General features: G+C 45.2%; 20 protein-coding genes and 1 pseudogene. 7 read left to right on the forward strand and 14 right to left on the reverse strand.

Features of this window, described 5'->3' with window-relative positions; all coding sequences use genetic code 11:
- Positions 1-10 precede the first annotated feature (10 nt).
- From INQ51_RS04240 to era, 8 genes are all read right to left on the reverse strand, one after another.
- Positions 11-733 carry a rhomboid family intramembrane serine protease gene (locus tag INQ51_RS04240; RefSeq protein ID WP_233376638.1) on the reverse strand — a complete coding sequence of 241 codons (723 nt, stop codon included), beginning with the start codon at positions 731-733 and terminating at the stop codon, positions 11-13.
- Between the two features lie 152 nt (positions 734-885).
- On the reverse strand, positions 886-2,745 hold the full coding sequence (gene mutL / locus INQ51_RS04245) for a DNA mismatch repair endonuclease MutL (protein WP_233376639.1): 1,860 nt from the start codon (positions 2,743-2,745) through the stop codon (positions 886-888).
- 45 nt (positions 2,746-2,790) lie between these two features.
- Complete coding sequence (locus INQ51_RS04250; RefSeq protein ID WP_233376640.1) at positions 2,791-3,099, reverse strand: hypothetical protein; 309 nt, start codon at positions 3,097-3,099, stop codon at positions 2,791-2,793.
- 92 nt (positions 3,100-3,191) lie between these two features.
- A complete protein-coding gene (locus tag INQ51_RS04255) occupies positions 3,192-4,340 on the reverse strand; it encodes an iron-containing alcohol dehydrogenase (RefSeq protein WP_233376641.1) in 1,149 nt (382 codons plus the stop codon).
- A gap of 47 nt (positions 4,341-4,387) precedes the next feature.
- Positions 4,388-4,696: a putative quinol monooxygenase gene (locus INQ51_RS04260; protein WP_119437132.1), complete on the reverse strand. Its 309-nt coding sequence runs from the start codon at positions 4,694-4,696 to the stop codon at positions 4,388-4,390.
- Positions 4,697-4,836: 140 nt separating this feature from the next.
- On the reverse strand, positions 4,837-5,901 hold the full coding sequence (gene corA, locus INQ51_RS04265) for a magnesium/cobalt transporter CorA (protein ID WP_233376642.1): 1,065 nt from the start codon (positions 5,899-5,901) through the stop codon (positions 4,837-4,839).
- A 134-nt stretch (positions 5,902-6,035) separates the two neighbouring features.
- Positions 6,036-7,346 carry a ribosome biogenesis GTPase Der gene (der, locus tag INQ51_RS04270; RefSeq protein ID WP_233376643.1) on the reverse strand — a complete coding sequence of 437 codons (1,311 nt, stop codon included), beginning with the start codon at positions 7,344-7,346 and terminating at the stop codon, positions 6,036-6,038.
- 96 nt (positions 7,347-7,442) lie between these two features.
- Positions 7,443-8,327, reverse strand: a complete 885-nt coding sequence (era, locus tag INQ51_RS04275; RefSeq protein WP_233376644.1) for a GTPase Era — start codon at positions 8,325-8,327, stop codon at positions 7,443-7,445.
- A 227-nt stretch (positions 8,328-8,554) separates the two neighbouring features.
- Here era and INQ51_RS04280 point away from each other — a divergent pair, with 227 nt between their 5' ends.
- Positions 8,555-10,738: a KamA family radical SAM protein gene (locus INQ51_RS04280; protein WP_233376645.1), complete on the forward strand. Its 2,184-nt coding sequence runs from the start codon at positions 8,555-8,557 to the stop codon at positions 10,736-10,738.
- A gap of 1 nt (position 10,739) precedes the next feature.
- On the opposite strand, the gene dapF is transcribed toward INQ51_RS04280, so the two are convergent.
- Entirely contained in the window at positions 10,740-11,606 is an 867-nt protein-coding gene (dapF, locus tag INQ51_RS04285) for a diaminopimelate epimerase (protein WP_233376646.1), read from the reverse strand.
- Between the two features lie 164 nt (positions 11,607-11,770).
- Between dapF and INQ51_RS04290 the strand changes: the two genes are divergently transcribed.
- Positions 11,771-13,000 carry an LL-diaminopimelate aminotransferase gene (locus tag INQ51_RS04290; RefSeq protein ID WP_233376647.1) on the forward strand — a complete coding sequence of 410 codons (1,230 nt, stop codon included), beginning with the start codon at positions 11,771-11,773 and terminating at the stop codon, positions 12,998-13,000.
- An 81-nt stretch (positions 13,001-13,081) separates the two neighbouring features.
- Here the strand turns inward: INQ51_RS04290 and INQ51_RS04295 are convergent, their stop codons facing one another.
- The 3 genes from INQ51_RS04295 to INQ51_RS04305 all read right to left on the reverse strand — a co-directional run bounded on the left by INQ51_RS04295 (position 13,082) and on the right by INQ51_RS04305 (position 17,055).
- Positions 13,082-13,474, reverse strand: a complete 393-nt coding sequence (locus INQ51_RS04295; protein ID WP_233376648.1) for a hypothetical protein — start codon at positions 13,472-13,474, stop codon at positions 13,082-13,084.
- A 283-nt stretch (positions 13,475-13,757) separates the two neighbouring features.
- Entirely contained in the window at positions 13,758-15,629 is a 1,872-nt protein-coding gene (locus tag INQ51_RS04300; protein WP_233376649.1) for a CocE/NonD family hydrolase, read from the reverse strand.
- A 193-nt stretch (positions 15,630-15,822) separates the two neighbouring features.
- On the reverse strand, positions 15,823-17,055 hold the full coding sequence (locus INQ51_RS04305) for a pyridoxal phosphate-dependent aminotransferase (RefSeq protein ID WP_233376650.1): 1,233 nt from the start codon (positions 17,053-17,055) through the stop codon (positions 15,823-15,825).
- Positions 17,056-17,287: 232 nt separating this feature from the next.
- Between INQ51_RS04305 and ald the strand changes: the two genes are divergently transcribed.
- The 5 genes from ald to INQ51_RS04330 all read left to right on the forward strand — a co-directional run bounded on the left by ald (position 17,288) and on the right by INQ51_RS04330 (position 22,529).
- The gene (gene ald, locus INQ51_RS04310; protein WP_233376651.1) at positions 17,288-18,400 is read left to right on the forward strand and encodes an alanine dehydrogenase; all 1,113 of its coding nucleotides are present in this window, start codon (positions 17,288-17,290) and stop codon (positions 18,398-18,400) included.
- Positions 18,401-18,510: 110 nt separating this feature from the next.
- The gene (locus INQ51_RS04315) at positions 18,511-19,320 is read left to right on the forward strand and encodes an ion transporter (RefSeq protein WP_233376652.1); all 810 of its coding nucleotides are present in this window, start codon (positions 18,511-18,513) and stop codon (positions 19,318-19,320) included.
- 108 nt (positions 19,321-19,428) lie between these two features.
- Positions 19,429-20,223, forward strand: coding sequence for a thymidylate synthase (locus tag INQ51_RS04320; protein WP_233376653.1), 795 nt, complete (start codon positions 19,429-19,431; stop codon positions 20,221-20,223).
- A gap of 10 nt (positions 20,224-20,233) precedes the next feature.
- Positions 20,234-20,728 carry a dihydrofolate reductase gene (locus tag INQ51_RS04325; protein WP_233376654.1) on the forward strand — a complete coding sequence of 165 codons (495 nt, stop codon included), beginning with the start codon at positions 20,234-20,236 and terminating at the stop codon, positions 20,726-20,728.
- 61 nt (positions 20,729-20,789) lie between these two features.
- Complete coding sequence (locus tag INQ51_RS04330) at positions 20,790-22,529, forward strand: M14 family zinc carboxypeptidase (RefSeq protein ID WP_233376655.1); 1,740 nt, start codon at positions 20,790-20,792, stop codon at positions 22,527-22,529.
- Between the two features lie 87 nt (positions 22,530-22,616).
- Here the strand turns inward: INQ51_RS04330 and INQ51_RS04335 are convergent, their stop codons facing one another.
- Together INQ51_RS04335 and INQ51_RS04340 are read right to left on the reverse strand one after the other, a co-directional pair.
- Positions 22,617-23,711: a chorismate mutase gene (locus tag INQ51_RS04335; RefSeq protein WP_233376656.1), complete on the reverse strand. Its 1,095-nt coding sequence runs from the start codon at positions 23,709-23,711 to the stop codon at positions 22,617-22,619.
- A gap of 2 nt (positions 23,712-23,713) precedes the next feature.
- Positions 23,714-24,634 (reverse strand): annotated as a pseudogene (locus INQ51_RS04340) (prephenate dehydrogenase); the annotation flags it as partial.
- Between the last annotated feature and the right edge of the window lie 103 nt (positions 24,635-24,737).

Here is a 24,737-nt window from a genome sequence, read left to right on the forward strand (position 1 = left end):
ATTTTCGCTTTTAATAAAAATGCCTCGAATTCTTGTTCCAGTGCCGAATCATAAAATACCCGAACAACATACCTCCCAGGTGCGCAAAGTGAGCCACATTACTTCCGGGCTGTGAAATCCCCAGAATCAACTCAAGTACTCCGTAACCAATCACAAAATACTTTGCTTTGATTGGGATGGGCGGAAAAAGCAGCATCAACTCGGTATTGGGGAACAGCATCCCAAAGCCCAGCAAAATCCCAAACACAGCTCCCGACGCACCCACAGTTGGCGTATTCAAAATCATTGTCAGCTTTTCAGAAAGGCTATTCGGAATGTACTTGCCCTGCATTGCCAGGTCTTTAAAATAATCAAGCTGTTCGGGAGCAATTTTTGAAACCACCGATTGGTACTCAAGATAATTTACAAAAGTATGCAAAGCTGCCGCACCCAGGCCTGTTACCAGGTAAAAGGTAAGAAACCGTTTGGGTCCCCAAACACTTTCCAACACACGGCCAAACATATACAAGGCAAACATATTGAAGAAAATATGCCCGATGCTTCCGTGCATAAACATGTGCGTAAACAACTGGTGCAGCCTGAAATGATCGGATGCGGGAAAATACAAACCCAGGTATTTGTACAAATCAATGCCGGCTTGCTCGAGCACCACCGTCATAAGAAAAAACAATGCGTTTACCAGGATCAGGTTTTTTACCACCGGAGGCATATTGAGTACAGGTCTGTAATTCATATTCCAAAAGTTAGAAGTCGGAAGTTAGAAGTCGGAACAAAACCGTCTCAAAAACTACCGATTTTTTATTATAAAAACTAAACATTCATTTCAGGCTGGAAGTTTACAATAGCCGTTCCATTTTATCATTCGCTGAAAATAGCGACAATCTGTCATCTTAAAAAACCTTTTTCAATGTCTTCAAGAGGAATGATGTTCAGCACTTTCTTCCCGTCGGGGGTAAAATTTGGCGTGGAGCAGGCAAAAAGATTATCGATCAAATGATCCACTTCCTCCTGCTTCAGGTCAATGCCGTAATTCAGCGCCGAAGCTTTTGCCAGCGAAAGTGCAATCTGTTCTTTTGCCTTGGTGCGTGCATCCACCGGCGAATTTTTATATTCTTCCAGTAATTTTTCAACGATCAATTCCGGAGAGGTAACATCCAAAACCCCGGGAGTTCCGTTTATAACAAAGGTGTCCTTTCCAAATTCACGGATATCAAATCCCAGCGACAGCAAATCTTCAAGAATCGATCTCAACACCGCTGCATCGGCCGGGTTCAGCTCGATGGTTTGCGGGAAAAGCTGTTGCTGGCTGGCCACCGAATCCGATTTCAGCACTTCCAAAAACTGCTCGAACAAAATACGTTCGTGAGCACGCCGCTGGTCTATCACCATCAATCCCGATTTCACCGGGGTAAGAATATAACGCTGTTTAAGTTGAAGCACTTTTTTGCCGGTAAAATGCTCGGCCCGTGCCTCCGAAAAATCAACCGACTGTTTTACAGCAATCGGTTCGTTCTCTGTCTTTATTTTTAGTTGAACTCCTTCGTACAAATCTTCCCAGTTATCCAGGTTCTTCTTCTCGCGAAAAGTGCTGGTTGAAGAGGGCGTATAACTTCCTCCCGAATGCTGTTTGTCGGTATCAAACGGATTGTAATCGGGATTGATCTTGATATCGGGGAAGCGAATTCCTTCCGCGCTGCGCTTAGGCACCGGAATATCGATGCTTCCACTTTGGTCAAAATCGATGGACGGAACCACATTGTGTTTTCCAAGTGATTCACGTATGGCCGCATGAATAATCGGCCAGATATCCCGTTCGTTTTCAAACTTAATTTCGGTTTTTGTCGGATGTACGTTGATATCGATGCTTCCCGGATCCAGTTCCAGAAACAAAAAATACGAAGGGTACGAATCGGGCGGCAACAGTTGCTCGTAGGCTTGCATTATTGCCTTGTGAAAATAAGGATGGCGCATAAACCTGCCGTTGACAAAAAAGAACTGCTCTCCCATTGTTTTCCGGGCAAATTTTGGCTGCCCAATAAACCCAAAGATCTTTACAATGCTAGTATCTTCGTCGACATTCACCAGGCTTTGCGCCAGGCTTTTCCCAAATACATCCACAATCCGCTTGCGGTAATTGGCTGCCGGAAGTTCGTAAACCGGTGTTCCGTTGTGGATGAGCGAAAAGCGGATTTCGGGATTGGGCAGCGCCACCCGTTGAACTTCCCAAATAATATGTTTTAACTCGGTTGAATTGGCTTTCAGAAATTTCCGGCGGGCTGGCACATTGAAAAACAGGTTTTTGATCAGAAAATTTGTCCCGTTGTTTACACCGGCCGGTTCCTGGGTTTTTACTTCGGAACCAATAATATGGATAAACGTTCCCAGTTCATCTTCCACTTTTTTGGTACGCAGCTCCACATCGGCAATGGCCGCAATCGAAGCCAGCGCTTCGCCCCTGAAACCCATGGTGCGAATGCAAAAAAGATCGTTGGCATTTTTTATTTTCGAGGTAGCATGCCGCTCAAAAGCCATTCGTGCATCGGTGGGCGACATACCACAACCGTTATCACTGATCTGAATCAGCGTTTTTCCTGCATCTTTTATGTTGATGGTTATTTCCGTGGCCCCGGCATCGAGTGCATTTTCTACCAATTCTTTCACCACTGATGCCGGGCGTTGAATGACCTCGCCCGCAGCTATCTGGTTGGCAACTGCATCGGGTAATAACTGGATGATATCGCTCAAAGTAAGATTTTTATTCGATTAAAAATGAGTAGTAGAACAGTTTGATTAGCCTAAAAAGTCAGAATAAAAAAACAGGTAAAGAACCAATGCAAGGATCAGGATGATCCAGATCAAGCGGCGGCTTTGCGACCTGCGCGCATCTTCCGAAGTGCGCGAAAGTCCTCCCTGCGAACGGAACTGCCCTTTAACGTTTGGACGATAAGGTCTTCCGTCATCTACTTTTTCATCCACAATTCCCATTTCCTCCTTTATCCTGCGTTCGCGTTCATCCCTTGCTTCCTTGTCAGGATCCCAAAAACGGGGAGTAATACCGAACTTCTTCGCTCCGGGTGTATGAAAAAATCTGCCAATCATTGTCTTAGAATTTATGTACAAAGATAACCTTTATCCGCAAAAATTATTCCATTGGCCCCACCTGATCCTGAAAGAAAACCGGATAAAATGCATCAAAGCGACTTCTCAAGTATCCAGGTTAACTGTTCGTCGTTTAACTCAAGCGGGTTTCCTTTCATGCTGCTGGCAGCCTTTGCTTTTTGCACCAGTACCGGAAAATCATCCGGAGTTAGGCCAAATGCCGCCAGTGACGGGACATTTAATTCTGAAATCAGATTTTCGGCCCAAACTACAGCATCTTCTGCTTTTGCCAGTTCACTCCCGGTAAGAATCCGGGCCAGCTCGTCGTATTTTGCAACACTGCAACCTTTTTCTTTCAAGGCCTCAATGTTGGTTTCCATTACCGCTGCCATCAGGCTGGCACAAACCGTTCCGTGCGGAATCGGATATAAACCGCCCATCGGCCCGGCAAAACCATGAACTGCTCCCAGTTTTACATTGGCCAATGCCATTCCGCCCAGCAAACTTGCCATCGACATATCAGTTCTGGCAGCCTCATCGTCTCCTTTTTGACACGCTTTTGCCAACGACCTGGCAATGCGTTGCAAGCCTTCCCGGCAGATCATATCATTAAACGGATTGGCCTGGTTCGAAACAAAAGTTTCCATCAGGTGCGTAAAGGCATCGAGCCCGGTGCTCGCGGTCAGAGCCGGCGACATAGAGTAAGTCAGTGTTGGATCGACCACCGCTACATCAGGATACATAAAATTGCTTCGAAGACTCACCTTCACATTGTTTTCAGGAGATTTGATCACCGAATTTTTAGTGACTTCGGCACCGGTTCCTGATGTGGTCGGAATCGCAATACATGGCAATGATTTCTGGGTCAAGGCTTTTCCATGCCCGATCACCTCCAGGTAATCAAGCAAATCTCCCGGATTTGTTGCCATGGCCGCAATGGCTTTTCCGGCATCCATCACACTTCCTCCACCCAAAGCAAGCACCACCCCACACTTTGTACTGCGAGCCAGTTCGGTACCTTTACTAATCAGATGAGTAGTGGGTTCCGATTCAACGGAAAAGAAAAAAACCTCTGTGCCGGGCACAAGCTTTTCGGACAAAGCAACCGCCCGTTCCGGGTTCTTTCCCGTAACAATCAACACTTTTCTTCCATATCCCGAAATCAAGCCCGGAACCTTGTTTACGGCATCGTTGCCAAATAAAATCTGCGATGCCGTTGCAAATGAAAAACTAAATGACATACAAAGAAATTTACTCCCGGAGATCCAGCTGTTCCAACTATTGAAAATTACTCCCAGCTTTCGTCTTCCGGAAAAACATTATAAAATACAGAGGATGTGCGTGGTTCGGCCATCATGTCTGAAACGGTTTCGCGCCATCGCTGATAATGTTCCGTCATTTTATGCCGTGCCGGATCTTCGTAGTGCCGGTAAACTTCCACGAGAACAAAGCGGGTCGGGTCGTCTTGTTGTTGCACAATATCGAAGCGCGCAACCCCCGGCTCCAAAAGACTGTTCTTTGCATTCTCGATAGTAGCCTCCATAAAATCCTCTACATAATCTTTTTTTACATGAACAAAAACATGAACGATGTACATAACTTTGCTTTTTTATTTTCAGACACTTGAACACCCAACGCACAATCATCGGGCTCTACAAAATTGGAAAATATTTCCTGAAACACTCCAACCTTTTCAAACATAATTTGATAGGAAAAATACACTCTCAAAACAACCGGCTACAGCCACTTTTTTCGCTTGAAATAATAGAGCAAACCACCTGCCAGCAATAAAATGATCACCCAAAGAATGGGGTAAGAATACTTGTAATCGAGCTCGGGCATGTACCTGAAATTCATCCCGTAAATGCCGGCAACAAAAGTCAGGGGAATGAAAATGGATGCAAAAATGGTAAGTGTTTTCATCACTTCGTTCATCTTGTTGCTCATGTTGGAGTTGTAGATATTGAGCTGATCCGAAACCAGGCTGTTGTAAAGCTCGATGGCATCGGTACATTGCACTGCCAGTTCGTACAAGTCGGCCAGAAATTTCTGATTCTTCTCCTGAATATAGGAATCTTCGGTACGATTAAGTAGAACCAAAAAATCGCGGACCGGCCGGATTGACTTACGCAGATAGTTCAACTCCGTTTTAAACTGATAGATCTCTTCCACTATTTTTGTATCCATTTGCCTAAACAACCGGTCTTCAAGGTCTTCCACCTTTGTTCCGATGTTTTCAATCAAGATGGTATAATTATCAACGATTGTATCCATCAGAGCATATGCGAGGTAATCATTCCCGTGACTACGAATCCGGCCTTTGTTTTTACGAATCCGTTCGCGCACGGGGGTAAACACATCTCCCCTCCGCTCCTGCAAGGTAATAATACAGTCTTTCCGAAGGATAATGGTGATTTGCTCTGCATGAATCCTGTTCGAATTCTCAACCTGGTGCATCATTTTCATGATAAAAGCATCGTAGGTCTCTCCGTTATCGTATTTGGGCTGCTGGTCGGTGTTCAGAATATCTTCGAGCAAAAGCGCCGGGAGTTCAAACTCAGAACCCAGGGTTTGAATCATATCCAGGTCGTGTATCCCGTATATATTGATCCAGTTAACAGCTTCCGGATTTATTTTGTCCAAAGCTTCGCGGGTGCTGCTCACTTCTTCTTCCACCAGGGTTTCAGTATCAATCTGCATGTACTGAATGATGGTTTTTTCCATCTTTTGTTTTCCGATCAGCACCAGCGATCCCGGTACCAGTCCTTTTGCCTTTGAGCGGTCTTTTAAAAATCGGGCCATTGCAAGAATGTTTTCTTAAAGATACTATTTAAACAAGTTAGTCCAAATTGACTGTTAATACCTATTAACAAAAAACTCCATCCGAAACGCATTGTTCAAATGGAGCATTGTATCTTTTTTTGAAGATTCTATTCCTATTTCTGGCGGAAAAAGATCTGAATCGGCACGCCGGTAAAATTAAAGTTATCGCGCAACTGGTTTTCGATATAACGTTTGTACGGTTCGCGAATGTATTGCGGCAGGTTGGCAAACAAGGCAAACGTTGGTGTTGGCGATGGCAACTGCGTACAGTATTTAATTTTGACAAACTTGCCTTTTACTGCGGGTGGCCCGTAGTTCTCAATGGCTTCGAGCAACACTTCGTTCAATTCCGAAGTTTTAATACGCTGCTTGCGGTTTTCGTGCACTTCCATGGCTGTTTCGAGCGCTTTGTGCACACGTTGTTTGGTAAGTGCCGAAATGAAAATGATTGGCACATCGGTAAACGGTGCAAAACGTTCCTGAATTTGTTCGGCAAATTTCTTGGTAGAATGCGTATCCTTTTCAATCAAATCCCACTTGTTTACCAGCACCACAACTCCTTTTTTATTGCGAACGATCAGGTTGAAAATATTCACATCCTGCGCCTCCACTCCACGGGTGGCATCAAGAATCAGTAAACACACATCCGAGCTTTCGATGGTACGAACCGAGCGCAACACCGAGTAAAACTCAAGATCTTCGTTCACTTTTCCCTTCTTCCGCAAACCGGCGGTGTCCACAATCATAAAATCGTGTCCGAATTTGTTGTAGCGCGTATGAATGGAATCACGGGTGGTACCTGCTACATCAGTTACAATGTTGCGGTTTTCCCCGATCAATGCATTGATAAATGACGATTTACCTACATTCGGCCTTCCCACTACCGACAAGTGAGGCAATTCGTGCTCCTCTTCCACATCCGATGTTTTGGGAAGTTTATCCACCAGTACATCAAGCATATCGCCGGTACCGCTACCTGTCATTGAAGAAATGCAGAAAATCTCTCCCAAGCCCAGGCCGTAGAATTCCTGTGCATCCATGATACGCTGATTGTTATCCACTTTGTTAACTACCAGCACCACTTCTTTTTTACTTCTGCGAAGGATGTTTGCGACGGCATCATCAAGATCGGTTATCCCGGATTCAACATCAACTACAAACATTATCACATCCGCCTCATCGATTGCCAGGTGCACCTGCTTGTTGATCTCCGCTTCAAATACATCATCCGAATTTACCACGTAGCCTCCGGTATCGATCACCGAAAATTCCACGCCGTTCCACTGGCTTTTCCCGTAATTGCGGTCGCGGGTTACACCGGCCGTTTCATCCACGATGGCTTTTCGCTGTTCAATCAAACGGTTAAAAAGCGTGGATTTTCCAACGTTGGGTCTTCCTACAATTGCTACTATTTTGCTGCTCATTTCTTTCTTCTTTGTTTAAGGACCAAAGTCCGGTGTTTCCTGTTATTGCCTAACAAGAAATTCTCATTACTCACTACTAAATACTCTCTGCTGGAATTAATACGCGTCGTAACCAAATTTCTTCAGCTGACGGTCTGTTTCCCGCCAGTCCCTGGCCACTTTCACATACAATTCGAGGAATATTTTTTTATCGAAAAACTCTTCTGCATCTGCGCGCGCTTCAGAGCCCACTCTTTTAATCATTTTCCCCTGGTGCCCGATAATGATTCCTTTCTGGCTATCGCGCGAAACATAAATCACGGCTCTTATATTGATCAGTTTGTCCGTTTCCTTGAACTCTTCCACTTCCACTTCCACCGAATAAGGAATTTCCTTTTGGTAGTTCAACAAAATCTTTTCGCGGATAATTTCCTGTACAAAAAAGCGTTCGTTCCGGTCGGTCAGTTCATCTTTTGGGAAGAATGGCGGACTTTCGGGCAACAACTCCAGGATGCGGTCGAAGATCGGTGCAATGTTAAATTTTTCGAGCGCCGAAATCGGAAAAACATCCGCGCCCGGAAAAACATCTCTCCAGTAATCGTAAAGTTTTAGCACTTCTTCCTGGTTCGACAAATCGATCTTGTTGATCAATACAATCACCGGCATATTCGACTTACGTACCTTTTCAATGTACTCCGGATTTTTGTCACTCTTTTCCTTTACATCGGTTACAAACAAAATCACATCCGCGTCGATCAGCGCCGAATCAACAAATTTCATCATCGATTCCTGCAGTTTGTAACTGGGTTTCAGAATACCGGGTGTATCCGAGTAAACGATCTGGAATTCATCGCCACTAACAATGCCTTTGATGCGGTGGCGGGTGGTTTGCATTTTTTGGGTGATAATGGAGAGTTTTTCTCCAACGAGTGCGTTCATGATCGTGGATTTCCCTACGTTGGGATTTCCAACAATGTTCACAAAGCCTGCTTTATGTGTCATTATTTCAATTTTAGGTGATCCTTCCTTTTCAGGAATTCTAAATAAATTACTAAAAATCAGCGCAAAGATAATTGTTTTGGTGAATAATACGAATACTGAATTTTACTTTCACTTTTTTATTAAAAATCCGGTAATACTCCTCGCTTTAAGCAAGTTAAAACCTAGGAAAAGTGCCCTGTTTTTCTTATATTAAAGAATAAGGGTTTCCATTTAAAAAAATCAAAGCCATGACAACTTCAGCAAATCTGGATAATATCGCCATCACCGTTCACGCCCATCGCCTGCTTCGAACACTGCTAAACGAAAATCCTGTATTGGAAAAAATTCTGCTAACTGCCGCCACACGCGAAGAGGCGCTAACTGCGGTTCGCAACTGGATTTTGCCTAAACTAAAAAGAAACAGCGCGGCCGAGCGCTTCTACTATAGCCAGAAAACCAATCCTGAATTGTATGACTTGCTGAATTGGGAAGATTTTGCAGCCATCCGCATCCTCGATTACCTGGACCATGCAGGCGAACAATACGCCGACCAGAATATTCACGGAGAAATGGCGGTAAGCAACCCGATCAAAATGTTGTGGATGGCGACCAACTTTGGAATTGGAGGTGCCAAACCCGGTTTCTTTATGGATATGCTTCAACTGTTCCGCCAACTAAATGGGGCCTTACCGCGTGACCTCCCAAAAAAGAAAGAGGTAGCAGAGTGGATGAAAAAATATCCCTCAGGAATTGATAGCAATATAATTGAGTTGCGAAAAAAGAACAAAGAACGGATCGTCAACATTCTGCTGAAAAAAATTGACGCCGGAGAGATCGCAAGTCCAAGCTATAATTTTGGAACAGGAATGACGATCAAACAAAAACGGGAAAAGATGGAAGAATGGTGGAATGAAAGCCGTTTCCATCTCAAATTTGCTGTACGCTCGCCCGACCTGCTAAACGAGATGCTTGATTATTCGCTTGACCCGGATACCATGAAAATTTTATACGAAGCGCGCGAAAAAGGAATTCCGTTTTTTGTGAATCCCTATTACCTGTCGCTGCTTAATGTTCAGACACCTGAATTTGCGGTTGGTGGTGATCTCGCCATTCGTTGTTACGTAGTTTACAGCCAGCAGCTGGTAGAAGAATTTGGCGAAATTGTGGCCTGGGAAAAGGAAGACAAAACGGAGCCCGGGAAACCCAATGCAGCAGGCTGGATTCTTCCTTCACACAACATTCACCGAAGATACCCCGAAGTGGCCATTTTTATCCCCGACACGGTCGGCCGTGCTTGTGGGGGATTATGCGCCAGTTGTCAACGCATGTTCGACTTTCAGCGGGGACGTCTGAATTTTAACCTGGACAAACTTAAACCGGACGAAAGCTGGAGTGAACGACTACCCAAATTACTGGACTATTTCAAGGACGACTCCCAGTTGCGCGACATTCTGCTTACCGGCGGCGATGCCCTTATGAGCCACGACAACAGCCTTCGCCAAATGTTGGATGAAATTTACCAAATGGCGTCAAAAAAGAAAAAAGAAAACAAGGGACGCCCGGAACACGAGAAGTATGCAGAAATCATACGGATCAGAATTGGCACGCGGCTGCCGGTTTATCTGCCGCAACGAATGACACCCGAGCTGGGACACATTTTGGAAAAGTTCAGAATCAAAGCTTCTCAAATAGGGATTAAGCAATTTATCATTCAAACCCACTTCGAGTCGCCGATGGAAATAACTCCCGAGGCCCGAAGAGCTGTCCAGGTATTTTTAAATGCCGGATGGGCAGTTACCAACCAGCTTGTTTTCACCACTGCTGCGTCGCGTCGCGGACACACAGCCAAACTCAGGAAAGTGCTGAACGACATAGGCGTTTTGACCTATTACACCTTCACGGTGAAAGGATTCAAGGAAAACACGGCCAGTTTTGCACCCAATTCGCGATCGGTACAGGAAGCTATGGAAGAGAAGATAATAGGGAAAATACCGGAGGATGAAATGGATTTTACACAATCGCTGATGCTCGATTCAAAAACGATCAAAAGCAAAATAACCCGGTTAAGAGAAGAGCATGATCTCCCGTTTTTAGCTACCGACAGAAACATCCTCAATCTCCCCGGAGTAGGGAAAAGCCTAACGTTCAGAACGATTGGCATTACCCGCTACGGAAGACGAATCCTGGAGTTTGATCACGATCGCACCCGAAACCACAGCCCGATAATCGACACCATGGGTAAAGTAATCGTTATCGAATCGAAATCGATTGCCGAATACCTCAACCAGCTGGAAGAAATGGGAGAAGACCGCGACGATTACCGGCGGATTTACGGTTATTCGATTGGGCAAACCGAAGCACGGATGCCCATGTACGAATATCCCGAATATGAATATGAAGTCACCAAAGAATTTACAAGCCTGGAAATATGATCTAGTTGGCGTCAAAATCTTCCATTAACTCTGCACTGAGTGTGCCTGAGGCAATCTCACGCACTTCGCCGGTCATGCGAATTTCCCAATCCTCATCAATTTCAATGCGAAGATTTCCGCCCGGCATTTTTATGGTCAGGTTTCTTTCGGTCAGTCCGCGTTTGATAACCGTTGCTGCCACCGCACACGACGAACTTCCGGAAGCCAGTGTCCAGCCGGCGCCCCGTTCCCAAATCATGGCTTCCACTTCGGTCGGCGAAATTACCTTTGCAAACTGCACATTGATACGATTCGGAAACATCGGATGATTCTCAATGTCAGAGCCATAACTTTTTACTTCTGCTTCATCCAACTCATCAACCAATATTACACAATGCGGGTTGCCCACCGAAACACAGTTTATTTTAAACGACTGGTCGTGCAAATGCAAAGGTTTGTCGATGCATTCAGCAGCCTCGATGTTCACCGGAACTTTTACTGCCTCAAAAATGGCTTTGCCCATATCCACCTTAATCGTGTGAGCTTTGCCGTTGCGTTCTGCCACAATCTCGGCAGTAACCAATCCGCCGGGTGTTTCAATGGTAAACACTTTTTCAGTGGTGTGTCCGTGATCATACAAAAACTTCGAAAAAATCCGCAGGCCGTTCCCACTTTTTTCCGCTTCCGATCCGTCAGGATTTAAAATGCGCAAGCCAAAATCCGCCACTTCTGACGGCACTTTCAACAAAATTCCGTCGGAGCCAATTCCAAAATGCACATCGCAGATGCGAACAATGGCTTTTTTAGTCAATTCAAAAGTGATCGTATCCTGGTCAAGTACTATGTAGTCGTTACCTAATCCGTGTGATTTGATATAGAAATTTTGCATAATGATGAGTTTCCTACAAAAGTAACACTCTGGTCTAAACAAAAACCGACAAACTTCATTAAAAAAATCTAAATAAGAATTAGCCCGGTTCACCAAGAAAGGTGTCGCCACTTATATTTCTTATCTTAGCAGCTTCAATTGAAATTCAATAAAAACAGATAGATATGGCATTAATTAACGAAAATTACCTGAAGCTTCAGGCGGGTTATCTCTTCCCCGAAATCGGGCGGCGTGTGAATGATTTTATTGCAGCCAACCCGGATAAAAAAGTGATCAAAATGGGTATCGGCGACGTTACCCAGCCACTGGTGCCGAGTGTTGTAAAGGCTTTCCACGAAGGAGTGGATGAAATGGCCAAAGGCGAAACATTTAAAGGTTACGGCCCGGAACAGGGCTATGCTTTTTTGCGCGAAGCCATTGCAAAACATTCATACCAGGACAAAGGTGTTGATATTTCGGCAGGTGAGATTTTCATTTCAGACGGCTCGAAATGTGATACCGGCAACATCCAGGAAATTTTTGGGAACGATAATAAAATTGCCATTTGCGACCCGGTTTACCCGGTATATGCCGACACTACGGTAATGTCAGGAAAAACAGGCACTTGCCAGGCAAACGGCTACTACGAAGGCATTGTTTACATGCCTTGTAACAAAGAAAATGGCTTTATTCCGGAACTTCCTACCGAAACTCCGGACCTGATCTTCCTTTGCTATCCGAATAACCCAACCGGAACGGTGGCATCGAAAGAAGAACTGAAAAAGTGGGTGGATTATGCCATTGAAAAGAATGCAATTATTCTTTACGATGCAGCTTACGAAGCCTTTATTCAGGATGACAGCATTCCGCGTTCGATCTACGAAATTGAAGGTGCCAAAAAAGTGGCCATCGAATTCCGCAGTTTCTCGAAAACAGCCGGATTCACTGGAACACGTTGTGCGTTCGCTGTAGTTCCGGACGACCTGGTAGCTTACGACAAAGCCGGAAAGGCTCACCCGGTAAAACCATTGTGGAACCGTCGTCATTCGACCAAATTCAACGGCGTTTCGTACCCGGTACAAAAAGCTGCTGCCGCTATTTATACCGAAGAAGGCAAGAAAGAAGTAAGCGAAGTGATTGCTTACTACATGGAGAATGCACGCATTATGAAAGAGAGCCTCGCCAATGCGGGTTATGAAGTGTTTGGTGGCGAAAACGCTCCTTACATTTGGGTAAGAACCAAAAACGGCATGAAATCGTGGGAATTCTTCGACAAGGTTTTAACGGAAGCCAACGTGGTTGGAACTCCGGGTTCAGGCTTTGGTCCTTCGGGTGAAGGCTACTTCCGTTTTTCTGCTTTTGCCGACCGCGAAAATGTGCTGGAAGCGATGGACAGAATCAAAAACATGAATTAAGAAATTCAGCAATACAATACTCAGAAGCCGGTTATTTAGCCGGCTTTTGTTTTTGTATTCGTTCGTAGCTGTAACACTTTCCTAGACAGTAAAATCACGGATAAAGCTGACAACCATAAAAATTGCCAAAACAATCACTGACAAACAAAGCCCCCATCCAACAAACAGAAGCGTTAGCGCCTCTTTGTTCACCACTTCAAACTCACTAAACTCCGACCAAACGGCCATTGAAAAATAGAGACCAACAAGCACCATCAGGCCGCCTAAAACTCCGTTTACTGCATTAAACTGAAGGACAAATTGAAGGACGAACAGAAGAATCGCCGTAACAGAAATTGCACTTGCCGCCAACGAACGACCACCCCAAAGATAAAGCCCAAATACAATCATAAATGCAATACATGCAACACGGCTGGCCATATACCTTTTATCAGTAAAATTGAATCGCGAAGAAAGAGAGATCGGTGTGTTCATTTTGTTTGATTTAGTTCTTTACAAACGCCGAATCAGAACTATTATTACCCAATTTATTGAACAAAGAAAAAGGCTATCCCAAAAGTCAAGTTGTTTTAAAAGAAACTTACAACTTATAATCGGCTTTCATTTACCCCTCCAAACCTCCCCTAAAGTGGGAGGCTTAAAATCCCCTCCAGGGGATTTAGGGGTGAAAACCCAAGTGATTACTTACAAATTGTAACATCAATCTAACACAAAAGAACTTTTGGAACGGCCCCTTCAATCTATATCTAACAAAACATCAATTCAAAATCGGCAAAATTATTTTTGATGCATGTTGTGTATCGTGATAAACTTTAATCTCGCATTTTACAAAGTCCGATTCATCGCAATTATAAATGTCCACAAACTGCTGCGGATTGCGATCCACCAACGGAAACCAACTACTCTGAATTTGCACCATTATGCGATGCCCTTTTTGAAAACAGTGTGCGATATCGGGCAATTCAAACTTCACTTGCTCCACCAGCCCCGGCGTAAAAGCTTCGGGTTTTTCAAAACTTTTTCTGAACCGGCCCCTGAAAACCTCGCCACGCACCAGCATTTGATATCCACCCATCGGGTAATCTTTTTCAACGTTTTCGGGATACGCAAAATCATCCGGAAAAACATCGATGATTTTTACCACAAAATCAGCATCGCTTGTTGAAATGCTGGTCATGATATCTGCAAGCACGCTTCCGGCAACTGTTACATCTTCCGACAAAACATCAGTCTGAAAAACCAAAACATCGGGACGACGGGCTGCAAACTGCTGGTTGTTAGACATGTACTCGCGGGTACGGCCCAAATGAACATGTTCCTCGTAAGGAACCGGCTTGGCAGGATCGCTGATATATGCAGTAAAATCTTCACCAGAGGTTGGCACCTCAAACGACAATTTGCCACCAGCCTGCAAATAGATGGCTTTGTCTGCTTTTTGAACAGGAGGCCATTGGTCGAATTTCGTCCATTTGTTGGCCCCGGTTATAAATACGTTTGCTTCTGCAATCTGAGAAACATCTCCTTTGCCTTTCAGAAAATAATTGAAAAACGGCACTTCGAAATTTTCCTGGTAATACTCGCTGGTTTTCGCCCCAAACTGAATATTTCCATGACTTGCACCATCGCCGCGTGCCCATTGCCCGTGATACCAGGGACCTTCCACAATCCGGTTAAATACTTTTCCCGGATTATTTTTCTCGGCAGCTTTGTAAGCGTTCCATGCTCCCCAGCAATCTTCGGCGTCAAACAAACCACCCACCCACAACAGGGCAGGTTTCAGATCAAACGTTGCATTTCTGGCATCGCGGGCCTGCCACCATTCATCGTAAATGGGGTGTTCCATCATCTCGCTCCAGAACGCAATGGTGTCGCCGGTTAATTTTGTCAGGTTCTTCAAAGTGCCCTGCGCCAAATAAAACTTGTAGTTATCTTCTACAGGAAATCCTGCTGAAACCGGACCTTGTGTTGTTGGTTCGGGTCGTGGAGCGCCAAATCCCCAGCCCACTCCCGAAAAAAACGAAAAGGCGTCCATCGGCAGAAATGCCCCATTATGATGAAAATCGTCACCAATAAACCAGTTGGTAGCGGGCGCTTGCGGACTTACGGCCTTTATCGCCGGGTGATTACTTGCTGCCGCCATAATCGAGTAAAATCCCGGATAGGAAATACCCAAAACGCCCACCTTCCCGTTGTTATCGGGCAGATTCTTCACCAACCAATCCACCGTGTCATAAGCATCACTGGCTTCGTCAATCTCTTTTCCTCTTTTGTTGGAATTAAAGGGACGAACATCCACAAACTCACCTTCGCTCATCCACCGCCCACGAACATCCTGCGTTACGATGATGTATCCTTCTTTCAGATACTCCCTTTGATAGCTTTTCCAGATGCGGGCATATTTATCCGCACCGTAAGGCTTGCACGAGTAAGGCGTTCTGGTTATCAGAATCGGGTGTTTTTCGTCCGAATTTTTGGGCATATAAACCGAAGTGAACAGCTTTACACCGTCGCGCATGGGAATGTAAACTTCCTGCTTGGTGTAATTATTTCGGAACCAGGTTGAATCTTTGTCGTGTGCAAGAACCTGTATTCCGGCCAGAATCAGAAAAAGAAGAATAATTTTTTTCATGTAACTAAAGTGGCTTGTTTTTAAGTTATCAAGTAATGCTAAAAACTCCGAATAATCTTCATCTGAGATTTTAAGGTTTTACCAAAACCTTCCATCCTCTTTGGGACGATGAGACCAGGAGCAATTAAACAAGCAGTCACAAAAATAAAAATCCGGTAAGCACAGCTCCCGGATTTTCCAATATCTTGTATCACTACTTTGTACTTTCCTGTCCTATTTCAACCCGCCGCACTTTGCTTCCCGGGTAAACTTTCAGGGCTTCCTCCAGAATTTTGAGCGCCTTTGCCAGGTCTTCTTTTTTCAGAACGTAGGCAATCCTCACTTCATCCTGCCCTCTGTCGGGTACGGTATAGAAGCCCGATGCGGGAGCCAGAAAAATCGTTTGCCCTTCGTAATCAAAGTCAGACAGCAACCATTCACAAAAGCGATCCGAATTATCAACGGGCAAACGGGCCACCGTATAAAATGCGCCCATCGGGATCGGAGAATAAACTCCGTCGATCCGGTTTAAGCCGTCAATCAGAAACTTTCGGCGGTTCACGTATTCGTTGTAGTTATTGAGCATGTATTCCGGGTCGGCATCCAACGAAGCCTCGGCAGCAATTTGCCCGATCAATGGTGGACTTAAACGCGCCTGACAGAACTTCATTACGTTCTTTTTAACCGCTGCATTTTTAGTGATCAAGGCACCAATCCTCAATCCACACTCACTGTATCGTTTTGAAACAGAATCGATCAACACCACGTTCTGCTCAATACCTTCCAGGTGAAAAGCCGAAATGTAAGGAGCCCCGGTGTAACAAAACTCGCGGTAAACCTCGTCGGAAAAAAGATACAGATCGTACTTTTTCACCAGGTCGCGAATTTCATTCATTTCCTGTTGCGTATAAAGATACCCCGTTGGGTTGTTCGGATTACAGATCATAATCCCTTTTGTTTTGGGAGTGATCAGCTTCTCGAATTCTTCCACGGGCGGCAAAGAAAAACCTTCTTCGATATTGGCTGCAATCGAGCGAATCTTAGCCCCCGCCACAATCGCAAAAGCTTCGTAATTGGCATACGCCGGTTCCGGGACAATGATCTCATCTCCCGGATCGAGGCAGCTCATAAACGCAAAAGTAACCGCTTCGCTTCCTCCCGAAGTAATGATGATATCTTCGGCCTGCACATCAATGTCAAACTTGTGGTAATATTTCGCCAGTTTTTGCCGAAACGAAAAAATTCCCTCACTGGGAGTGTACTCTAATATTGTACGATCGATGTTCTGAATCGCCGCCAGTGCTTCTTTGGGAGTTGGTAAATCGGGCTGACCGATATTCAAATGAAACACTTTTATCCCCCTCTCCTTAGCTCGTTGAGCCAACGGAGCCAATTTCCTGATGGGTGAATCAGGCATTATCCTTCCCCTGTCTGATACTGTCGGCATGTTTTAATAAATTACAAGTGAGCAAATATAAGCCTATCAATCTAAAAATAACGACGATTGAAAAGTTTCATTTTGGAATATTGTTGGAAATTTAACTTCTAAATTAACATCACATTGAGCCACTGAGAGTTCATTCGTTAACAAAGCGTTAAATAATTAAGTTTTATCATGTTTTCGTAAACTCTCTATTTTTACTTTTGAGCTCGAATTATAACTACTAAATCTTTAAGATATGATTATCGGAGTACCTAAGGAAATCAAAAATAATGAAAATCGTATTGCTCTCACGCCTGCGGGAGCGGCCGAACTAAGTAAACGCGGCCATGAAGTGTATATTCAGGCAGGCGGCGGTGCCGGCAGTGGCTTTCCTGACGAAGACTACATAAATGCAGGTGCCAAGATTCTTCCTACCATTGAAGATGTGTATGGAATTGCTGAAATGATCATTAAAGTAAAAGAGCCGATTGAGCCGGAATACAAGCTGATCAAAAAAGGCCAGATCCTGTACACTTACTTCCATTTTGCTTCGAGCGAGGAACTGACCAATGCAATGATCGAAAACGGCTCCGTCTGTTTGGCATACGAAACCGTTGAAATGGCCAACCGTTCGCTTCCGTTGCTGATACCAATGAGTGAAGTTGCCGGCCGTATGTCGGTACAGGAAGGTGCCAAATACCTTGAAAAAACATTTGGCGGATACGGTGTACTGCTGGGCGGTGTTCCCGGTGTTCCTCCGGCCAATGTATTGATTATTGGTGGTGGTATTGTAGGAACCGAAGCCGCCAAAATGGCTGCCGGACTGGGTGCCGATGTTACCATCATGGACGTTTCGTTGCCCCGCTTGCGTTACCTTGACGACATTATGCCACCGAATGTGAAAACGATGATGAGCAACGAATACAACATTCGCGAAGCAGTAAAACAAAACGATCTTATTATTGGAGCAGTTCTTATTCCCGGCGCCAAAGCTCCCCATTTGGTAACACGCGACATGCTGTCGACCATGAAACCGGGAACCGTATTGGTTGACGTAGCCGTTGACCAGGGAGGATGTTTTGAAACCACCAAAGCTACCACGCATGCCGAACCGACTTTTGTAGTCGACCACGTTCTTCACTACTGTGTGGCCAACATGCCGGGTGCGGTTCCGCGGACTTCAACCATCGCCTTAACCAATGCAACTCTGCCCTACGCCATCCAGATTGCACAAAAAGGATGGAAACAGGCTTGTATCGACAGCGAACCTTTACGCAAAGGGCTCAATGTTGTGGATGGCAAAGTTGTTTACGAAGGAGTGGCTGAAGCTTTCAATCTTCCGCTCCACAATGTAGAATCGGTACTATAAAAAACCAATCGACATAATTTTCAAGCCTCTCCGGTTTTTCGGGGAGGCTTTTTTTTGACCGCCTCACACTTCCCGCAAATATTGTATATTTAGGCCTCAAAGCACCGGCAATGAGTAAAACCAGACAAAAACTCTACGAAATTATTTTTGAAGCAGATACGCCGACAGGGAAACTTTTCGACGTCATATTGCTGTTTGTCATTCTGCTTAGCGTAGCGCTGGTTATGCTCGAAAGTGTCCCGTTTATCCGTCAGGACTACCGGACACATTTGCACATTCTGGAATGGATCATTACAGGCATTTTTACTGTTGAATACTTTCTTCGGATTCTTATCGTACGAAAGCCGTTCCAGTACATTTTCAGTTTTTACGGCATTATCGATTTTTTGTCGGTCATTCCAACCTACATCGGCTTGTTCCTGGTTGGTTCGCACAGCCTGGTTGTAATTCGGATCTTGCGAATGCTCCGGATTTTCCGAATCCTGAAATTAAGCCGCTACACACAGGCCGGCAGATCGCTGGTACGCGCCCTTTGGGCCAGCCGCGAAAAAATCAGCGTATTTATTTTCTTTGTGATCGTACTGGTGATTGTGATCGGGACGGTTATGTACCTGATTGAAGGCGAGGCCAACGGTTTTACCAGCATTCCGCGCGGAATCTACTGGGCCATTGTTACGCTAACCACCGTCGGGTACGGCGACATTAGCCCGCAAACTTCGTTGGGGCAGTTCATGGCCAGCATAGTTATGATCATGGGTTATGCGATCATTGCGGTTCCAACGGGTATTGTTACGGCCGAAATCATCAATCCATCGCGGCGTGACAACACCCAGGTTTGTCCGCAATGCCTGTGGCACCACCACGACGACGACGCTGTTTATTGCAAGAAATGCGGCGCAAAGATCAATCCGCCGGCATAAAACATAAAGCACTCAATTAACAGGGACCAAACATTTGTGGATATTTAAATGTCCCCTTTCTGAGCCTACTCTGATCAAAAAACTATTTTTGTAGAAAATGGAGGAATTATGAAGCAGTATCTGGATTTATTGGAAACTATTCTGGAAAAGGGGACGAAAAAAGAAGACCGCACGGGTACCGGCACAATCAGCCGGTTTGGACATCAAATGCGTTTTGATCTGAGCGAAGGATTTCCGATGGTAACCACCAAAAAGCTGCACTTAAAGTCGATTGTTTATGAGTTGCTGTGGTTTCTTGCGGGCGACACCAATGTAAAGTACCTGCAGGACAACGGAGTGAGAATCTGGAACGAATGGGCCGACGACGACGGCAACCTCGGGCATATTTACGGCTACCAGTGGCGCAGCTGGCCAACACCCGACGGGAAACACATCGATCAGATCAGCCAGCTAATCGACTCGATCAAAAATAATCCCGATTCGCGCAGGCACCTTGTAAGCGCCTGGAACGTGGGGGAACTCGACAAAATGAACCTGCCTCCGTGCCACATTCTTTTCCAGTTTTATGTGGCTGACGGGAAACTATCATGCCAGCTTTACCAGCGCAGTGCCGATGTTTTCCTGGGCGTTCCGTTCAACATTGCGTCGTATGCACTGCTGACAATGATGGTGGCACAGGTAACCGGGTTACAGCCCGGAGATTTTGTGCATACTTTTGGCGACGTACATATTTATTCCAACCACATCGAACAGGTAAAGCTGCAGTTAACACGCGAGCCATATCCCCTGCCAACCATGAAAATCAATCCCGACGTGAAAAGCATTTTCGATTTCAAATACGAAGATTTCGAACTGACAAATTACCAGTCGCACCCACTTATTAAAGGAGTTGTGGCCGTTTAATTATTTCAAAATGATCCATAAAAACATTTCCATTATCGTTGCTATTGCCGAGAACTTTGCCATTGGTAAAAACAACGACCTGCTTTTTCATTTGCCCAACGATCTGAAACGTTTCAAGGCAATAACTTCCGGTCACAGCCTGATCATGGGACGCAATACCTTGCTTTCGTTGCCCAAGTGGCCACTGCCAAACCGCCGCCACATTGTTATCACCGATAAAACAGACGATGTTTTCCCGGGGTGCGAAGTGGTTTTTTCCATCGAAGAAGCCATTCAGAAAGTACAGGGCGAACAAGAAGCTTTTGTGATTGGAGGAGGAATGGTATACCGCCAGTTTTACCCGCAGGCTGGAAAACTCTACCTCACACTGGTTCATAAACCTTTTGAGGCCGATGTATATTTTCCGGAGATTGATTTTTCGGAATGGCAGGAAAACAAGCGGGAAGATTTTTTTGACGAAGCCAACGGCTTTGACTATTCGTACATCGATCTGGAACGAAAATAGACGCCGAACGGACAATCCCGGCCAATTGTTTCAACAGAACTCATTCTAACTGACCTGACTTATGGAGAAGAAAACCATGTTTATTCTGGGCCTGCTTTGTTTCTGTTTGACAACAATTGCCCAGCAACCTCTTTTGAACCTTCGTTTTGTAGAAAACTACACCCCCACTTACAACGAGACGATAGAAATGTTCCAGCTCCTTGACAGTGTTTATGAAAATGCTGTTCTGCTGGAAAAAGGAAAAACCGACATTGGAAAACCCCTGCATCTTTTTGTCATCAACAACGAACCGGTTTTTGATGCCGCAACGATACGCGAGCAGGGCAAGACCCTTCTACTGATCAACAATGGAATTCACCCGGGAGAACCGGAAGGGATCGATGCCAGCCTTTGGTTTGCCGACAACCTGCTTTGCAAGCAAGACGACTTGTCTGAAATCCTTAAAAACACAGTGATCATAATAATTCCAGTGTACAACATCGGCGGCCATTTAAACCGCAGTGCCTATAACCGGTCAGGGCAAACAACACCTTACGAAACAGGCTTCCGAGGAAATGCCAGAAACCTGGATCTGAACCGTGATTTTGCCAAAAGCGACTCGCAAAATGCGTTGAGTTTTTATGAAATTTTTAACGAGTGGAATCCGGATGTTTTTCTTGACACGCATACTACCAATGGCTCAGATCACCAGTATTCCATCACCCTGATTCCACCGTCGCCCGCCAGATTCCCGAAAATAATGCAGGATTTTATTGAGGATGATTTTGTCCCGGCGCTTTTTGAGGACATGAAAAAAGGAACCTACGAACTCATTCCGTATGTGAATTATATTTACCACGATCCCCGGCAGGGAATGGCATTGTTCCAGGGCAGCCCGCGTTATTCGAGTGAATTTGCAACAATGTTTCACAGCCTTGGCATGGTGACCGAGAATCAGATTTACAAAGGTTATCCCGACCGCGTAAAATCCTGTTACCAGTTTATCCGGGTGCTGGCGGAATATACTTCCCGAAACAGTGAAGAAATCAGGCAGAAAAGAGCAGCGGGCATTCAGGAATCGATGACAATGGATGAATTTCCGGTCAGCTATCAATTGGATACCACCCGCTATACCACCATTGAATTCAAGGGCTTTGAAGCGGTGGACAAACAAATCAGCCCTGTAACCGGCGTTGAGCGTTTTGGCTACGATACATCAAAACCTTACACCGACTCTATAAAATATTACGAATACTGGATTCCTTCTGAAAAGGTAAAAGTTCCAGAGTATTATATTTTACCACAAGGCTACTCTGAAATTATTCAAAAGCTCGATTTACTCGGGGTGAATTATTCGGTACTGAGAACAGACTCAGTTATGAGTGTTTCGGTTGACTACATTGACGACTATTCTAGTTCGCCCCGCCCCGCCAACGGGCATTATTACCACAACAAGGTTACCACACATTCGGAAATACAACAGATCCGGTACTACAAAGGTGATTTGGTAATTCCGGTGCGGCAGGAAAGGATCCGCTACCTGTTGGAGATGTTTGAGCCCAAAGCTGAAGATTCGTTTTTCCGCTGGAATTTCTTTGACAATATCCTGGACCAGCGGGAGTATTTTTCTTCGTACGGTTTTGAAGAAAATGCCTTAAAATACCTGAAAGAGCATCCTGATTTCAAAAAGAAACTGGAAGAAAAAAGAGCAGCAGACCCTGCGTTTGCCAAAGACCACCGGGCACAAATGGCTTTTATTTACAATAACTCTAAATGGCTTGAAAAAACATGGAAAAGATACCCGGTTGGAAAGATCTACTAAGCATATTCTTTGTCAACCACAAAGAAAAACGGGAACCAATTGGTTCCCGTTTTTCTTTTATCATTTTGACGCAATGGTAAGCAAAAGCTATTTCTCTTCATCCATAATTTCGGTTTGCATCCGCACCGAATCTTCGTGAATCAACTGGAAGAGAATCTTCACAAAAGTTTCATCCAAATCCAACTTCTTTCCCAGATTAACACGGTTCTCCATCAACTGTGTCCATCGGTTGATCTGCAGTGCCGTAACGTTATTATCTCGCTTATAGGCACCAATTTCTTTTACGATTTCCACCCTCGACGATAACATTTCAAGCAACTCCGAATCGATGGCATCAATGCGGTTACGAAGCATATCCAGGCGGTTCTCAAAATCTGGATTGTCAGCACTCTCGTAACGGATCACCAGTTTATCCAGGATCTTACCCAAATCAGCGGGAGTAACCTGCTGTGCCGCATCGCTCATAGCACACGAAGGATCAATGTGTGACTCCAGCATCAAACCCTCCATGCCCATATCAAACGCCTTTTGTGAAATTTCGAACAGGTATTCGCGCTTTCCGGCAATATGGCTCGGATCGCAAATAATAGGCAGGTTCGGCATCGTACGACGCAACTCGATCACGGTTTTCCAGTTCGGGTAATTGCGGTACTTAGTCTCTCTGAAGGGTGTAAAACCACGATGAATGGCCACAATGTTACGAATACCGGCCTGGTGAACACGTTCAATCGCGCCCATCCACAGCTGCACATCCGGGTTTACCGGGTTTTTGATCATTACAACCGCACTGCTGCCTTTCAATACGTCGGCAATCTCCTGCACCACAAACGGGCTGGCAGTTGAACGCGCTCCAATCCAGATTACATCTAATCCGGCCTTGAGCGCTTCTTCGGTATGCTGTGCATTCGCCACTTCGGTTCCCACCGGCAAACCGGTTTCTTCCTTTACTTTCTGCAGCCAGCTCAAGCCAACCGAGCCAACTCCTTCAAACGAACCGGGCCGGGTACGGGGTTTCCAAACACCACCGCGGTATACAAATACTCTTTTATCTTTAGCCAGAAGGCGGGCGGTATCGAGGGCTTGTTTTTCCGATTCGAGGCTACATGGCCCCGCAATAAGCAATGGGTTGTCGATGTGTGGCAACCATGCTTTGATCGGATTAATGTCTAATTTCAGTGTCATGATTATCTTGTATAAAGTTTTGTTATTGTTTCTTCATTTTTTACGAGATGAGGAGTTTCACCGGCCAGAATATTTCTGATTCGGTTGGCATTTTCAATCAACTCCCACATTCTTTCGTCGTCTTCCTCCTTCATGCAATCCCTGAACTCTTTCAAATGCTTAATGTAAACATTCAGGGCTTCAACAACGTAACGGCGGTTTTGTTGAAAAATAGGATGCCACATGGATCCGGCGCTTTTGGCAAGTCGCACAGTTGAACGAAATCCCCCGCTGGCCAGATCAAAAATGATGCTCCTGTCTTCTTTGGCCTGCACAGCATTGGCCAGGGCAAAGGCGGCAGCGTGCGGCAGGTGCGACACAAAAGCCGTGCTGTGGTCCTGTTCATCAGAAGTCATATAGGCGATGTCCATTCCCAGGTTCTGAAACATTTTTTCAATCAGCGCGATGTGTTGCGGCCCCGAGTTTTCCTGGTCGCAAACAATGGCGATCTTTCCGCGAAATAAATCTTGGAGAGCTGCTGCGGGCCCGGAATTTTCGGTACCCGACATCGGGTGCGCGGCCACATAGTTTTTCCGGCGTTTATGACTGGCTACCGAATCAACCAGTGCTTTCTTGGTTGACCCCATGTCCGCAACAGTGGTACCACTTTCAATCCGGTCAAGGATTCCAGGCAAAACAGCCAGCGTTTTATCCACCGGAATGGCGATCAACACCAGGTCCGTTTTACTCACACTGTCTTCCAGTGTGCTTACCCTGTCCACCAGGCCAAGTTCAAGCGCCTTGGCTGCATGCGCCTCGTTGGTATCCACACCGATCAGTTCTGTGGCAAAACCTGATTTTCGAAGGTCTTTTGCCATCGAGCCTCCTATTAATCCCAGTCCAACAATTGTTATTCTCATTTTCGAAATTTTTTTATAAAAAAAAGGCCCCGAATTTCTTCGAGACCTTTTTGTAACATATCTTCATTTTTAACAATACACTACTTCCTGATCCCGATTTTAGAACCAAAATAAAAATAGAAGTAAT

Source organism: Maribellus sp. CM-23, assembly GCF_021354595.1.
Taxonomy (GTDB): Bacteria; Bacteroidota; Bacteroidia; order Bacteroidales; family Prolixibacteraceae; genus Draconibacterium.